At 63.0% G+C, this 13,704-nt stretch carries 14 protein-coding genes; 8 read left to right on the plus strand and 6 right to left on the minus strand.

From position 1 onward, the window contains the following. Window positions 1-41: 41 nt before the first annotated feature. Window positions 42-1,880 (plus strand): single-stranded-DNA-specific exonuclease RecJ, encoded by a 1,839-nt coding sequence (gene recJ, locus AB8A38_RS04460; RefSeq protein ID WP_439085118.1) that lies wholly within the window; start codon window positions 42-44, stop codon window positions 1,878-1,880. 44 nt (window positions 1,881-1,924) lie between these two features. Here the strand turns inward: recJ and AB8A38_RS04465 are convergent, their stop codons facing one another. Continuing rightward, on the minus strand, window positions 1,925-2,674 hold the full coding sequence (locus tag AB8A38_RS04465) for a GntR family transcriptional regulator (RefSeq protein WP_439085119.1): 750 nt from the start codon (window positions 2,672-2,674) through the stop codon (window positions 1,925-1,927). A gap of 135 nt (window positions 2,675-2,809) precedes the next feature. Here AB8A38_RS04465 and AB8A38_RS04470 point away from each other — a divergent pair, with 135 nt between their 5' ends. The 3 genes from AB8A38_RS04470 to AB8A38_RS04480 are packed head-to-tail and all read left to right on the plus strand — an operon-like array spanning window position 2,810 to window position 6,568. Beyond that, window positions 2,810-4,159 carry a class-II fumarase/aspartase family protein gene (locus tag AB8A38_RS04470; RefSeq protein ID WP_439085120.1) on the plus strand — a complete coding sequence of 450 codons (1,350 nt, stop codon included), beginning with the start codon at window positions 2,810-2,812 and terminating at the stop codon, window positions 4,157-4,159. Window positions 4,160-4,183: 24 nt separating this feature from the next. Beyond that, window positions 4,184-5,170, plus strand: a complete 987-nt coding sequence (locus AB8A38_RS04475) for a tripartite tricarboxylate transporter substrate-binding protein (protein WP_439088458.1) — start codon at window positions 4,184-4,186, stop codon at window positions 5,168-5,170. 9 nt (window positions 5,171-5,179) lie between these two features. Continuing rightward, the gene (locus AB8A38_RS04480; RefSeq protein ID WP_439085121.1) at window positions 5,180-6,568 is read left to right on the plus strand and encodes a class II fumarate hydratase; all 1,389 of its coding nucleotides are present in this window, start codon (window positions 5,180-5,182) and stop codon (window positions 6,566-6,568) included. A gap of 9 nt (window positions 6,569-6,577) precedes the next feature. Here the strand turns inward: AB8A38_RS04480 and AB8A38_RS04485 are convergent, their stop codons facing one another. Further along, a complete protein-coding gene (locus tag AB8A38_RS04485) occupies window positions 6,578-7,807 on the minus strand; it encodes a lytic murein transglycosylase (protein ID WP_315842264.1) in 1,230 nt (409 codons plus the stop codon). A gap of 167 nt (window positions 7,808-7,974) precedes the next feature. Further along, the gene (gene efp / locus AB8A38_RS04490; RefSeq protein ID WP_068736546.1) at window positions 7,975-8,541 is read right to left on the minus strand and encodes an elongation factor P; all 567 of its coding nucleotides are present in this window, start codon (window positions 8,539-8,541) and stop codon (window positions 7,975-7,977) included. 138 nt (window positions 8,542-8,679) lie between these two features. Here efp and epmA point away from each other — a divergent pair, with 138 nt between their 5' ends. The 3 genes from epmA to AB8A38_RS04505 are packed head-to-tail and all read left to right on the plus strand — an operon-like array spanning window position 8,680 to window position 11,148. After that, window positions 8,680-9,732, plus strand: coding sequence for an EF-P lysine aminoacylase EpmA (gene epmA, locus AB8A38_RS04495; protein WP_439085122.1), 1,053 nt, complete (start codon window positions 8,680-8,682; stop codon window positions 9,730-9,732). Beyond that, on the plus strand, window positions 9,729-10,829 hold the full coding sequence (locus tag AB8A38_RS04500) for a lysine-2,3-aminomutase-like protein (RefSeq protein ID WP_439085123.1): 1,101 nt from the start codon (window positions 9,729-9,731) through the stop codon (window positions 10,827-10,829). Before epmA ends, AB8A38_RS04500 begins: the two co-directional genes overlap by 4 nt. Before the next feature lie 40 nt (window positions 10,830-10,869). Then, window positions 10,870-11,148: a hypothetical protein gene (locus AB8A38_RS04505; protein ID WP_081422013.1), complete on the plus strand. Its 279-nt coding sequence runs from the start codon at window positions 10,870-10,872 to the stop codon at window positions 11,146-11,148. Between the two features lie 23 nt (window positions 11,149-11,171). On the opposite strand, the gene AB8A38_RS04510 is transcribed toward AB8A38_RS04505, so the two are convergent. Beyond that, window positions 11,172-11,747, minus strand: coding sequence for an HdeD family acid-resistance protein (locus AB8A38_RS04510; protein ID WP_309946144.1), 576 nt, complete (start codon window positions 11,745-11,747; stop codon window positions 11,172-11,174). A gap of 123 nt (window positions 11,748-11,870) precedes the next feature. Then, entirely contained in the window at window positions 11,871-12,896 is a 1,026-nt protein-coding gene (locus AB8A38_RS04515) for a PrsW family glutamic-type intramembrane protease (protein ID WP_315842261.1), read from the minus strand. A 156-nt stretch (window positions 12,897-13,052) separates the two neighbouring features. On the opposite strand from AB8A38_RS04515, the gene AB8A38_RS04520 reads away from it, so the two are divergent. Then, window positions 13,053-13,313 (plus strand): hypothetical protein, encoded by a 261-nt coding sequence (locus AB8A38_RS04520; RefSeq protein WP_068736902.1) that lies wholly within the window; start codon window positions 13,053-13,055, stop codon window positions 13,311-13,313. A 3-nt stretch (window positions 13,314-13,316) separates the two neighbouring features. Here AB8A38_RS04520 and AB8A38_RS04525 read toward each other — a convergent pair whose 3' ends face one another. After that, complete coding sequence (locus AB8A38_RS04525; RefSeq protein WP_175368942.1) at window positions 13,317-13,607, minus strand: hypothetical protein; 291 nt, start codon at window positions 13,605-13,607, stop codon at window positions 13,317-13,319. Window positions 13,608-13,704: the final 97 nt, after the last annotated feature.

Here is a 13,704-nt window from a genome sequence, read left to right on the forward strand (position 1 = left end):
GAGATTTGCCGAAAGCGGCTGCGCGGCCTATTGCTGATCCCATGACGTCACCGACCATAATTCCCGTCGAATCCCAGCAGGCCTTTCTCGGCGTCACCGAATCCGCCACCGGGCGGATCTGGCGTGACCGGGTGGACCAGCGCGGGGCGGCGCGGGCGCTGGCCATGGTGCAGCGTTTTCAATTGCCGGAAATGTTGGCGCGGGTCATCGCCGGCCGCAATATCGAGCTCGACGCGGTCGAAGACTTTCTCGATCCCACCATCCGCAAGCTGATGCCGGATCCGTTCACCATCACGCAGATGGAAGCGGCGGCAAAGCGCATTGCGGATGCGGCGCAGCGCGGGGAGAAGGTGGCGATCTTCGGCGACTACGACGTCGACGGCGCGACGTCGTCTGCACTGCTGGCCTGGCATCTCCGCCATTGCGGGCTCGATCCGCAGATTCACATTCCCGATCGCATCTTCGAGGGCTACGGCCCCAATGTGGATGCCATCAGGGCGCTGGCCGGCAAGGGCGCCACGCTGCTCGTGACTGTCGATTGCGGCACGACGAGCTTCGAACCGCTGGCCGAGGCCAAGAAATTCGGTATGTCCGTGGTCGTCATCGATCACCATCAGACCGGCGAGGAGCTGCCTGACGTCGATGCCGTGGTGAATCCGAACCGGCTCGACGATATTTCCGGTCTCGGTCATCTCGCCGCCGTGGGTCTCGTGCTGATTACGCTGGTCGCTGTCAATCGCGAATTGCGCAAGCGCGGCTTCTGGACCGCCGAGATGCCGGAGCCGGATCTTTTGGGCATGCTGCATCACGTGGCCCTGGGCACTGTTGCCGACGTGGCTCCACTGATCGGCCTGAACCGCGCCTTTGTCGCCAAAGGTCTCATCGCATTGCGTCGCCGCGATCACATCGGGCACACCGCGCTGATGGATGTGGCGCGTTTGAACGGTCCGCCGGAAGCATGGCATCTCGGTTTCATGCTGGGGCCACGCATCAACGCCGGCGGCCGGATCGGGCGCGCCGATCTCGGCGTGCGGCTGTTGCTCGAAGGCGATATTTCCGAGGCCGCTAAGATCGCTGCCGAACTCGATCGGCTGAACATCGAACGCCGCGTGATCGAACAGGCTGCGGAAGCGCAAGCCGAGGCCGAGGCTCTGGCGTCACTGGGGCTCGAAGACAAAGGCTCCGTGATCGTGACGGCCAGCGAAGGCTGGCATCCCGGCGTAGTTGGCCTTGTCGCATCGCGCTTGAAGGAAAAGTTCGCGCGCCCGGCGTTCGCCATTGCACTGGAGCCCGGCGGCATCGGCACCGGCTCCGGTCGTTCGATCTCCGGCGTCGATCTCGGCAAAGCCGTGCGGCAAGCTGTTGCCGATGGGCTTCTGATGAAAGGTGGCGGCCACGCCATGGCCGCGGGCATCACGCTACGCAAGGAACGGCTCGGCGAATTCCGCGCTTATATCGAAAGCGCGCTGGCAGCCGATGTCGGCAAGTCACGCAACGAGAAAGAACTGTTCATCGATGGCGCTGTCACTGCGCGCGGCGTCACGACGGATCTTGTGAACACGCTCAATCGCGCCGGCCCGTTCGGGCAGGCCAATCCCGAGCCGGTGATTGCGCTGCCGGCGCATCAGCTCGCTTATGTCGATGAAGTCGGGCAGGCGCATCTGCGGCTGCGCTTCAAGGCGTCGGACGGCGCCATGGTCAACGGCATCGCGTTTCGCTCGGTCGGACAGAAGCTCGGCAATGCATTGCAGGAGCTGCGCGGTCAGCCCGTGCATGTAGCGGGCTCACTGACCGTCGATCGCTGGCAGGGTGCCGAGCGCGTGCAGATGCGGGTGATCGACGTGGCGGCGCCGGATCCTGGGCCGAAGATGATCAGGTAGTCTCATCGCTCTTAACCTGTCGTCTCCCGGCTTGACCGGCGCACTCATCCATTTGTGTCCTGCCGGCGGAGCAGTCTGGTCGAATACCGATACCGATCTGCCGGATGAATGCTGAGCGAGACCTCAGCCAGCTCGTTTGAGGCGAACAGATACTGCCGCCGAATCGACAGCGCATGCGCGCCAGTCATTGCCTTCAGTGGCTCCGCCATCACGTCCGAGACGCCAACCGCAGAAATGTCCTGCCGGATCTCGACGAAGCGTCGTCCCGAGATTTTCTCGACGAGCATACCGAAGATCTCGTGATGCCCGCCCATCTTCGCGCGCACCTCATCGGCGAAGGCGCCGTCGATATACACGTCCGTCCAGCAGATCGGCGTCTGTGTGACGTCGCCTGGAATTGTGCGCAGACTTGAGATGCACAGCCAGCGGCGGCCGGGTTGGCATCCGAGCTGGCTTGCCAGCTCGCTGTCCGCGACGATGTCGGTGACACGCTGTACGTGTCGCTCGGTCTCGGTGCCGAACTGCTGCACCGCCTCGATCGTATTGAGTGCCTGCGTAAAGCCATCGCCGCCCTTGGCCGGAGAGGTCGCTTCGACGCGCGTCCCGGCATTGCGCTTCCGGCTGACAAGGCCGGACGCCTGAAGCTCCTGCATCGCCGCGCGCACAGTCGACCGGCTCACGGCGAACTGGTCCGCCAGCTCGAACTCTGTCGGCAGCACGGACCCGACCGGATGCCGTCCGTCGGCGATGGCCTCGGTCAGTGCTCGGGCCACGAACGCGTAACGCTTTTCCACCGTTGTCCCTCGACCCCTAAGTCCCTGATCGCACGATGGAAGCCTGATTGGCGGCCATCTCGTCAAGGAAGGAGATTGACACATGGTTTATGTTCGGACAATTTAATATGTACGAACATAATAAGAGGAAGCGTTATGGGCAGCACGGTTTTCGATTCGATCCTGTTTCGGGACATGTTCGGCACCGCGGAAATGCGGGCGGTCTTCGCCGACGAAGCCCTGGTGGGCCGCTACATCGAGGCCGAAGTCGCGCTGGCCCACGCCCAGGCCCGTCTCGGCGTCGTGCCAAAGGAAGCCGCGCAGGCCATCGAGGCTGCCGCCAAATCGATCCGGATCGATTTCGACAAGCTCCGCGCTGAGACCGAAATCGTCGGCTACCCGATCCTGCCGCTGGTCCATCAGCTCTCCGAGGCCGCCGGAGAGGCGGGCCGCTACGTCCATTGGGGTGCGACCACCCAGGACATCATGGACACCGCCAACGTCCTGCAGATCCGCGCGGCGCTGCAGATCGTTGCACGTGATCTGCGCGAGGTCCGCGACATCCTCGCTGCCATGGCAAAAAAATATCGCGACACGCCGATGGCCGGGCGCACCCATCTGCAGCAGGCCCTGCCGGTTACCTTCGGCTACAAGGCCGCCGTCTGGCTCTCTTCCATCGATCGTCACATCGAACGCGTCGATCAGGCACTGCCGCGCATCCTGCTCGGCGAATTCTCCGGCGCCGCGGGGACGCTCGCGTCGGTGGGCGAGGGCGGCCTGGAGATGCAAAAGCTGTTCTGCGAGGAACTCGGCCTGCATCAGCCCTCGATCACCTGGCATGTCGCCCGCGACGGCATCGCCGAGGCGGTCACGCTGCTCGGCCTGATCACCGGTACGCTCGGCAAGATCGCCACCGACGTGATGCTGTTGTCATCGTCCGAATTCGGCGAAGTGTCCGAACCTTTCGTGCCCGGTCGCGGTGCGTCATCGACGATGCCGCAGAAGCGTAACGCGATTTCAAGCGAACTGATGCTCGCCGCTGCCAAGGCGGTGCGCCAGCACGTCGCGACCATGCTCGACGGCATGATCCATGACCTGGAACGTGCAACGGGGCCGTGGCACCTCGAATGGGTGTCGTTGCCGGAGAGCTTCCTGCTCACCGCCTCGTCGCTGGCCAATGCCAAATTCATGCTGGCCGGACTCGTGGTTCACGAGAAACGGATGCTGGAGAATCTGGATCTGACACGCGGTCTTATCGTCGCCGAAGCGGTGATGATGGCAGCCGCGCCGAAACTCGGCCGCCAGCATGCGCATGACGTTGTCTACGACGCCTGCCGCAAGGCGATCGAAGGTGGCGGACAGCTCGCGGACATTCTCGCCGAGGTTCCGGAAATCACCGAAGCGCTTGGCGGCAAGGATGCCATCCGTCGTCACTGCGACCCGGCCAACTATCTCGGCCTGTGCGGTCCGATGGTCGATCGCGCGCTGAGTATGAGCGGACGCTGAAACAACAGACAAAACAGGGGAGGAATTTCGATGACGAAGAACATTTTGACGACCGCATTCGTGCTCGCCGGTGCGCTGCTGGCCGGCCCAAGCCTCGCGCAGGATTATCCGATCCGTACCATCACCATGAACATGCCGTATTCGGCAGGTGGCCCCGGTGACACCATCGCGCGGCTGCTGGCCCAGGGCATGAGCGGGCCGCTGAAGCAGCAGGTCATCGTCGAGAACACGACGGGCGCCGGCGGCTCCATCGGCAGCGCCAAGGTCGCGGCCTCGCCGCCGGATGGCTACAATCTGCTGCTGATCCATATCAGCCACGCGACCAATCCGGCGCTGTATCCCAAGCTCAAATACGATCCGATCAAGGACTACGAGCCGATCGGTCTCGCTGTCGATCTGCCATCAGTGTTCGTGGCACGCAAGGATCTCCCGGCCGCCAATCTCGCCGAGCTGATCGCCTGGATGAAGACGAACAAGGAGAAAGTGAACTACGCGCATGCCGGCATCGGATCGGCCTCGCATCTGTGCGGCTTGCTGCTCAATACAGCGACCGGTACGCAGCCGACCCAGATCGCCTATCGCGGCGCTGGTCCGGCGATGAACGACATGATGAGTGGGCAGGTCGACGTCATGTGCGACCAGATCGTCAACGTGGTCGGTAATGTCGATGGCGGCACGATCAAGGGCTACGCTGTCACCAGCACCGAGAAGGCGCCAGCGCTGCCAAAACTGCCCACGACAGCCGAAGCCGGTCTGCCGGGCTTTACCTACACCGTCTGGTACGGTCTGTTCGCGCCGAAGGGCACGCCCAAGCCGATCATCGACAAACTCGTTGCTGCATTGAACGTCGCGCTGAAGGACGAGACCGTGAAGAGCCGGCTTGCCGGGCTCGGCGTGCAGCCTGTGGCGCCGGAACGGGCCACCCCCGATGCGCTGGCCGCGCATCTGAAATCTGAGATCGACAAGTGGACGCCCATCATCAAGGCGGCGGGCGTTGTCGGCGCGCAGTGAGCAAGAGTCGTGAGTGACGCTCGCATGGAACACGACTCCTTCGGCACCATCGCGGTGCTAAAGGATCGCTATTGGGGCGCGCAGACCCAACGCGCGCTTGAGGTCTTCCAGGTCAGCGATGAGCGTTTCCCGGTCGCGCTTATCCGTGCATTCGCTCTGCAGAAGATCGCGGCCGTTCGCGCCAATCTGCAACTCGGGATAATCGCGCCGGAGATCGCGGCGCCGATCGAAACAGCGGCACTCGAACTTCAGCAGGGCCGTTTCGACGATCATTTCCCGTTGCCGATCTGGCAGACCGGCTCCGGCACCCAGACCAACATGAACGCCAATGAGGTGATCGCGAACCGCGCCAATGAATTGCTGGGCCAGCCGCTCGGGACCAAATCGCCCGTTCATCCCAACGATCACGTCAATTGTTCGCAGTCGTCGAATGACAGCTTTCCGACCGTGATGCATGTGGCAACGGCGCTGGAGTTGCGCGGGCGCTTGCTCCCGGCCTTGCAGACGCTGCGCGATGATCTCCGCGCCAAGGCGGACGCGTTCTCTGACGTCCTGAAGATCGGACGCACGCATTTGATGGATGCGGTGCCGATGACAATGGGCCAGGCGTTCGATGCCTTCGCCCGCCAGGTCGATCATGCCATCGACCGCATCGAAGCAGTGTTTCCGCGTCTGCTGATGCTGCCCCAGGGCGGCACGGCCGTCGGCTCGGGGCTCAATGCGCCAAAGGGATTCGACAGCGCCTTTTGCGAGCACCTGAACGCATTGACCGGCGTTGCGTTCGTCCCGAATCCGAGCAAGTTCGAAGGCATGGGCGCGCATGACGCGCTTGTCGAAGTGTCCGGCACGCTCAACGGCTTGGCTGTGACGCTGCTGAAGATTGCGAACGACGTGCGCTTCCTCGGCTCGGGTCCGCGCTGCGGGTTCGGTGAACTCGTCATCCCGCATGACGGACTGACGTCGTCGATCATGCCCGGCAAGCGCAATCCCACCATCGCCGAAATGCTTGCGCAGGTGTGTTTTCAGGTGACGGGCAACAACGCCGTCGTCACCGCAGCCAGCTCATCCGGCAATTTCGAGCTCAACGTTGCCAAGCCGGTGATCATCTACAACGTCTTGCAGTCGATCCGCATTCTCGCCGATGGCATCGATGTCTTCACGTCCCGATTGATCCGAGATCTCGACGTCGATCGGCGACAGCTCGCTGCGAATGTCGCCAATGCGCCGCTGCTCGCGACAGCCCTCAATCCGGTGATCGGTTACGACAAGGTCGCACTCATCACAGCCAAGGCGCTGGACGAAACCATCACACCGCGCGAAGCCGCGATCGCGCTGGGACTGCTCTCGGGTGAAGACTATGATCGTTATGTCGATCCGCAGCGCATGGCGGGGATTTGACGGAGCGGCTCAGCCGCCTTGCCGCAACCGCGCGAGGACCTTCAGCCCGCCATAGCCATCCGCCGGCAGCAGACCCATCTTCGTCTGATAGTCCTTCACCGCCTTCATCGTGTCGTTGCCGACGCGGCCATCGGTGCCGCCGGTGTCGAAGCCGGCACGAGTGAGGCGGGTCTGCACTTCCTGCACTTCGGCGAGCGTCAGCGCGCGTTCCGAGCCGGGGAACGGCTGGAGGAAAGGCGGCGCGCCGAGAATGCGATCGCCGAGATGGCAGATCGCCAGCGCATAGTTCATCGACGGATTGTAGCTGCGCACCGCATAGAAGCCCTGACCGAGCAGGAAGGCCGGGCCGCCCTGCACAGGCACCCAGAGCTTGGCATTGGCATTCGGCTGCGGGAAAGGCTGGCCGTCGGCACGCGTGACGCCTGCCGAAGACCATGCTGCAAAGCTGCGATTGCTATCCGATGAGGCGGCGCCGTTGGCGCGGACCTCGTAGCCCCAATGTTCGCCGCGTGGATATTTGCCGCGATTGACGAGGAAGCGTGCGCTGGAGCCGAGTGCATCATCGGGCTTGCCGAACGGCGAGACGCGGCCGTCGCGGTCATAGTCGATTCCGACATTGAGCCACACCTCAGGCATCCATTGCGTATGCCCCATCGCGCCGGCCCATGAGCCGCGCATCTCGTCCGGCGTGCCCCAGCCCTTGTCGACGATCTTCAGCGCGTTGATGAGTTCGGTTTCCCAATACGCGCGGCGGCGCGGTTCGTTCCACGCCAGTGCGGCGAGCGACGGAAATACCGGCCGCATATGGTTCTGTTGCACGATGGGATCGCCATAGGCGGACTCGACGCCCCAAAGCGCCAGCAGCGTGCCGCGCTCGACGCCGAAGTCGCGCTCGATGCGGTCGAACACGGCTTCGTTCTTGCGCAGCGCCTCCTTGCCGGCGGCGATGCGCCAGTCGGAGGCGCGGCGATTGATGTATTGCCAGAGCTGCTCGTGAAATTCCGGCTGCTTCTGCATCTTGGTGAACACGGACATGTCCGGCTCGGTGCGGCCCATCACGCGCGAATAGGTCGCGTCGGAGACGCCTTTGGCAATTGCCTTTGCACGAAAGCCGTCGCGCCACGCGTCGAAGCCCGCGGGCGCCGCAAAGGCGGTCTTGGGCAGCGCCAACAGCGCGCCGGCACCCAGGCCGGAACGGAGCAGGCGGCGTCGGTCGATCAGGGAATCGCGCGTGGTCATACCCCATTGTAGCCGCATGACTTGCGCGGCGGCAGGGGCAATGCGTCGCGGCGCGGGGAGGCAGCCAACGTACTGAAGTCACGCATGAAAAAGACCGCCGACAGCCCTTTTGGGCTTCCGGCGGTCTAGCGAAAAAGCTGCGGCAATCCTGCGACGGTCGGGAGCTTTTAGTCCTTGGCGCGTTCGATGTAGGAGCCGTCCTCGATCAGCACCACGATGCGGGTGCCGGTGCCGACATGCGGCGGCACGTTGGTGCGGACGCCGTTGGACAGCATCGCGGGCTTGTAGGACGACGATGCGGTCTGGCCCTTGGTCACCGGCTCGGTATCGACGACTTCGAGGGTCGCGCGCTGCGGCATCTGGATCGCCACCGGAACCAGACCATGCAGCGACAGCTTCACGGTCATGTTCTCCTGCAGATAAGGCTCGGCATCACCGATGACGTCTTTCTGCACCTGAACCTGGTCGTAATTGTCGTTGTTCATGAAGTGGAAGCCGTCGGCATCCTTGTAAAGGTAATTGAAATTCTGGTCTTCAATCGTCGCCTTTTCCACCTGGTCAGTGGTCTTGTAGCGCTCCGAGATCTTCACACCGTCGCTGATTCGGCGCATTTCGATCTGACTGACAGGAGTTCCCTTGCCGGGGTGGATGTTCTCCGCGGACAGAACCACGTAGAGCTTGCCTTCCTGCTCGATGACGTTGCCCTTGCGAATAGAACTGGCGATGACTTTCACAGATATATTTCCTAGATTTCAGGCCCGGGACCGATCCGGACGTGTGTGTCCCGTGGCCAGCGAAGCGGTTTCGGGGGGCAACATACTGATTTCACGCGGCGATGCCAGCGTTTTGCAACCCAAAAGGGCCGTTTGCTGATGACTGGAACTAACCGTCCGTCGCCCTGGTGGAGCCCGGCGCGGCACCAGGACCGCCGGGGCTTCCTGCTGGCGCGGGGTGCGATCACGAAGAGTATCCGTGCGTGGTTCGAGGCTCAGGGCTTCCTGGAGGTCGAGACTGGCGTCCTGCAGGTCTCACCGGGCAATGAGACCCATCTGCATGCGCCAAAGACGACATTGATCGACCGCGACGGCGAGCGGCTCTTGCGGTATCTGCGGACATCGCCGGAATTCGCCTGCAAGAAACTGCTGGCGGCCGGCGAGGCCAGGATCTTCGAATTCGCCCGGGTGTTTCGCGACCGGGAGCGCGGCGACAAGCACCTGCCTGAATTCACGATGCTGGAATGGTATCGTGCCGAAGAGAGCTATGAGGCCGTGATCGCCGATTGCGTGGCGATCATTGCATGCGCCGCGCAGGCGACAGGCACCAAGCAGTTCACGTTTCGCGGTCAGGTTGCCGATCCATTTGCGGAGCCGGAGATGCTGACCGTGGCAGCGGCGTTCACGCGTTTTGCGGATATCGATCTGCTCGCAAGCATTGATGGTGCCGAGGGTGATCGCGCTAAGCTGGCGGCTGCGGCAACTGGCAAGGTGCGGATCAGCGACGACGATACCTGGTCGGATATTTTCAGCAAGATTCTGGTCGAGCATGTCGAGCCGCATCTCGGGCAGGGGCGAATGACGGTATTGTTCGAATATCCGTCACCGGAGGCGGCATTGGCGCGCGCAAAAGCGGGTGATCCACGCATCGCCGAACGCTTTGAGGTCTATGCCTGCGGCGTCGAACTCGCCAATGGCTTCGGCGAGCTGACCGATGCTGACGAACAGCGCCGCCGCTTCACGGAAGCGATGGATGAAAAGGAGCGTCGCTATGGCGAGCGCTATCCGCTCGATGAGGAGTTTCTTGAAGCCGTGGCGGCAATGCCGGCAGCATCTGGCGTAGCACTCGGCTTCGACCGGCTGGTGATGCTGGCGTCCCGCGCGACGCGGATCGATCTGGTGGTGTGGACGCCGCCCGCAGGTGCGTCATGAACCGTCACGTGAAAGTTGCAACAACCCTGCGACAACCCGGCGAGCTCATTGCAAACGGTCTCGCGCCGGCGTCGACGTTGGCTGATCTGGAGAAAGTCGCCGCGCGTTATGCCGTTGCGGTGACGCCGGCCGTAGCCGCACTGATCGACAGCAGCGATCCCAACGATCCGATCGCGCGTCAGTACATTCCGAGTGTGGATGAACTGAACGCGCAGCCTGAAGAGAACGCTGATCCGATCGGTGATCACGCCCACGCGCCAATCGACGGCATCGTGCATCGCTATCCCGACCGTGTGCTGTTCAAGCTGGTACATGTCTGCGCGGTGTATTGCCGGTTCTGTTTCCGCCGCGAGATGGTGGGGCCGGGCAAGGAGACCGCGCTGTCACCCGACGCCTATTCAGCCGCGCTGGATTACATTCGCAGCCATGACGAGATCTGGGAGGTAATCCTCACCGGCGGCGATCCCCTCATGCTGTCGCCGCGACGATTGAGCGAGATCATGGCGGATCTCGCTGATATCCCGCATGTAAAGATCATTCGATTGCATACGCGGGTCCCCGTGGCCGATCCCGGCCGCGTGAGCGCGGAGATGGTGGAGGCATTGAAGGTCACGGGTGCCAGCACATGGGTGGCGCTGCATGCCAATCATCCGCGCGAGCTGACGGATGCTGCACGTGCGGCCTGCGCGCTGATGGTGGATGCCGGCATTCCCATGGTGAGCCAGTCGGTATTGCTGCGCGGCGTCAATGACGATGCGGCGACGCTGACGGCACTGATGCGCGGCTTCGTCGAATGCCGCATCAAGCCCTATTATCTGCATCATGGCGACCTCGCGCCCGGCACCGCACATTTGCGCACCAGCATCGCGGAGGGACAGGCCTTGATGCGCGCCATTCGAGGCAATGTTTCCGGATTGTGCCAGCCGGATTATGTGCTCGATATTCCCGGCGGTTATGGCAAGGCGCCGATCGGTCCCGAATATTTGTCTGAGAATTCTTCAATCAGCCTCAAGCCTGACGGTGAAGCTTCTGCGGAATCGGTCTATCGTGTTGTGGATTACTGCGGCGACGTTCATATCTATCCACCGAAGCCGTAGCGATCGGCTTACACGCGCCACCTGGTGTCGGAGACAAAAAATGAAAACATTGTTCGTGATGACGGCAGGCCTGTTCGTTCTCGGCCATTCGCTGGCTCTGGCGCAGGATTCGTCCCGCAACCTGCCACCCAAGGGCCTGCGCTCGCAGCCGACCACACAGACCAACAGCGGCGGCGCTCTGCCAGAGGCTCCCGTCGGCCATCGCCAGCCACGCCCGGGTGATCTGCCGCCCGAGACCGGCAAGAACGATCCGTCCCGCATTGACGCGCAGGATCGCGAACTTGATCGCATGATCAAGAATATCTGCAAGGGCTGCTGAGCCCCTGCAGACAGTTGGCGGGGTCAGGCCTTCTTGCGGGCGGCCATCGCCAAGCCGATCAGCGAAGCGCCGCCGATCACCAGATTGATGCCGACCATCAAGCCGATGGCCCAGGCTGCCGTGCCGGGCAGGCCCGAGATGATGATGAAGGCGATCACGATATCCATCAGGCCGGAGAAGGCCATCCAGCTCCAGCGCTCCGACAATTCCTTGCGATGCTGGAGCGCGTACATGATGGTCGCTACGCCCTCGGCGAGGAAATAGACGCCAACCACGAATGTCAGTGTCAGCGTGCTTTCGGCCGGGCGCGTAAGCAGAATGATGCCGGCGCCGATGCCGAGGATTGCTGAAATCAGCGACCAGATGAAGCCTGGTGTCTGACGGGCCCAGAAAGTCATCAGCAGCGCTGCAACGCCCGAGATGAAGAACATCCAGCCAAGCATGACGGTAACGGCGATACTGGCCACCTGCGGCACGATCATCGCGGCGAAGCCGAGGATCACCAGCACGATGCCCTCGATCAGAAATGCCTTCCAATGTGCGCGCACGGCGGCGCTCATCTTCGATTGCAACTCGGCGAGGTTGGGCGGCATGGTCATGGCGGCGATGTCCCGATCTGGCCGGCAGCATGCTGGCCGTGCCTCGCATTTATCCGCTCACACGCGGAAGCGTGCAAGTTTGTTGATCGGGTATAACTCGAATGTCGCGCGAGGTCTTGAACGTTACGACTGCATGGTCATGGCCGGTGCGGCCGTGCGCATGCGGTTGCGACCGAGAATATAGGCCGTCGTCGTCAGCACCAGCAGCACTGCCCCGATGGCGATCGATGCCAGACCGAGTGGGATCAGCACCATGGTGACGTTGCGCGCCGGGTTCGTAAACCAGTGATGAATCGAGGTCAGCAAAAAGGCTGTGCCGGCAAAGCCCGCGCCGCCGCCGGCGACCAGCAGCGCCCACATGCCGCGCAACTGGCTGAGCCGCTCGCGTGACACCTCGGTATGTGGCGCATGATGCGCGCCGATCCGCCTGACCAGCCGCGCCGCCAGCGCAATGGTGCCGAAGCCAATCACCACGCCGGCGGCCTCGAGCACGCGGCGCATCACGCCGACGATCTCCGGATGTCGCTGCAGCGTCAGCAAAGGAAGATCGAAACAGGCATGCAGCGTCACCGGCGCGAGAACAATGAGCATGGGTGTGCGAATGAAAGCCCAGCCGTCGCGGCGATGGGCGCCGAGCGCGCGGCCGGAGCGGGTGATGGCGATATAGGCGCCGGCGATGACGCCGAGCGCGCCGTGAAACGGCACGGTCAGTACGCTGCGCAGCACCGCGAGCGTCCGCCACATCTCGGGATATTGCAGGAGATAGACGAGATTCTCGTAGGCGGCGAAGCCGAGGCCGGCGGCGGCGCCGTAAACCACCGTGTCCATTGGATCGGCCGTCCGGGCGCGCTGGGTGGACACCGCGATGATGACGAAGATCTTCACGATCTCCTCCGGCGCGGCGACGCCAAACACGGCGTGGAGCACCATGGCCAGGGTCGGGTTGTCCGTAAGACCCGGAATTGCCGCGAACAGCGCGCGAGCATAGCCGAGCAGGGAGATGCTGGCGGCCCCCAGCAGGAATGACGCCCAGACCAACCCGGGCGGTCCCGGCCGTTCATCGGCAGCAATCACCAGCCACAGCAACAGCAGAGCTGGTGCCACGGCGGCGATACCGATCACGGTGGGGAGCGATTCGAGCAGGTTCATGGAACTTAATTATAGACGGCCGGGCAGACCGGAAAGAGTGACTCTTGCGGGAGCCGCCTGCGACAAAAGAGAAGCTAGCGGGCCCGGGCCAGGGCCGGAACCAATCAGTGTTCGGTCGATTGGGCTGACACAGCTCATACTGCACGGGAAATGACCATGGCCGACGACGCAAAGACCCCCCCCTACATCTACGAAGGCGTCGAGCCCGTGCCTGAGGCCAGGTCGACAATCACAGAAACGATCACGGATGTGAAAGAGGCGGTGACCGAGACCGCGCACCGTATCGGCGGTGCCATCGAGTCCGGCAAGAAGCCAGGGATGCCGTTGAGCATCCTGGCCAATGTCGCACGCGAAGCGCCGCTGGGGTCGCTGCTGGTTGCTTTTCTGCTCGGCGTCGCCGTGGCGCGCCGGCGCTAGGCGTCAACGAATCCGGGCCGGCACCAGATTGACCGGCTTCGTGGTCCGTAGCGATGCCGGCTGATAGGCCGACGCAGGCGCAAAGACCGACTTGCAGCCATCGCTTAGCTGAGACTTGTTGCGGATCATGCAAGCCGTGACGCGATCGACATCCGGGATTTCCGAACTGCACAGTCGCATCGCATCGCCCGTGCAAAGCTGTTCCTGTTCGGCGCTGTAGGCGTGGCAGACGGTGGTCAGCATGCCGAATGCAAGAACGGTGGCGGCGGCGAGCTTCGCGGTGGTGAATGTCATCGTGTGTCCCTCGATCTTGTGTCCATCCGTGCGCCGATCGGCGCGTCGTTGGAGCGATGGGATAGAGGGCGTTCGCTTCAGGCGGTTTGCGCGGAGG

The sequence above is a fragment of the Tardiphaga sp. 839_C3_N1_4 genome, assembly GCF_051811045.1.
Taxonomy (GTDB): Bacteria; Pseudomonadota; Alphaproteobacteria; order Rhizobiales; family Xanthobacteraceae; genus Tardiphaga.

Excerpts from the sequence above, each read along its gene's own strand:
- AB8A38_RS04510 (WP_309946144.1), bottom strand. The coding sequence starts at position 11,747 with ATGACCATGCCGCCCAACCTCGCCGAGTTGCAATCGAAGATGAGCGCC.
- AB8A38_RS04500 (WP_439085123.1), top strand. The coding sequence starts at position 9,729 with ATGAACCGTCACGTGAAAGTTGCAACAACCCTGCGACAACCCGGCGAG.
- AB8A38_RS04520 (WP_068736902.1), top strand. The coding sequence starts at position 13,053 with ATGGCCGACGACGCAAAGACCCCCCCCTACATCTACGAAGGCGTCGAG.
- AB8A38_RS04485 (WP_315842264.1), bottom strand. The coding sequence starts at position 7,807 with ATGACCACGCGCGATTCCCTGATCGACCGACGCCGCCTGCTCCGTTCC.
- recJ (WP_439085118.1), top strand. The coding sequence starts at position 42 with ATGACGTCACCGACCATAATTCCCGTCGAATCCCAGCAGGCCTTTCTC.
- AB8A38_RS04505 (WP_081422013.1), top strand. The coding sequence starts at position 10,870 with ATGAAAACATTGTTCGTGATGACGGCAGGCCTGTTCGTTCTCGGCCAT.
- epmA (WP_439085122.1), top strand. The coding sequence starts at position 8,680 with ATGACTGGAACTAACCGTCCGTCGCCCTGGTGGAGCCCGGCGCGGCAC.
- AB8A38_RS04470 (WP_439085120.1), top strand. The coding sequence starts at position 2,810 with ATGGGCAGCACGGTTTTCGATTCGATCCTGTTTCGGGACATGTTCGGC.
- AB8A38_RS04525 (WP_175368942.1), bottom strand. The coding sequence starts at position 13,607 with ATGACATTCACCACCGCGAAGCTCGCCGCCGCCACCGTTCTTGCATTC.
- AB8A38_RS04515 (WP_315842261.1), bottom strand. The coding sequence starts at position 12,896 with ATGAACCTGCTCGAATCGCTCCCCACCGTGATCGGTATCGCCGCCGTG.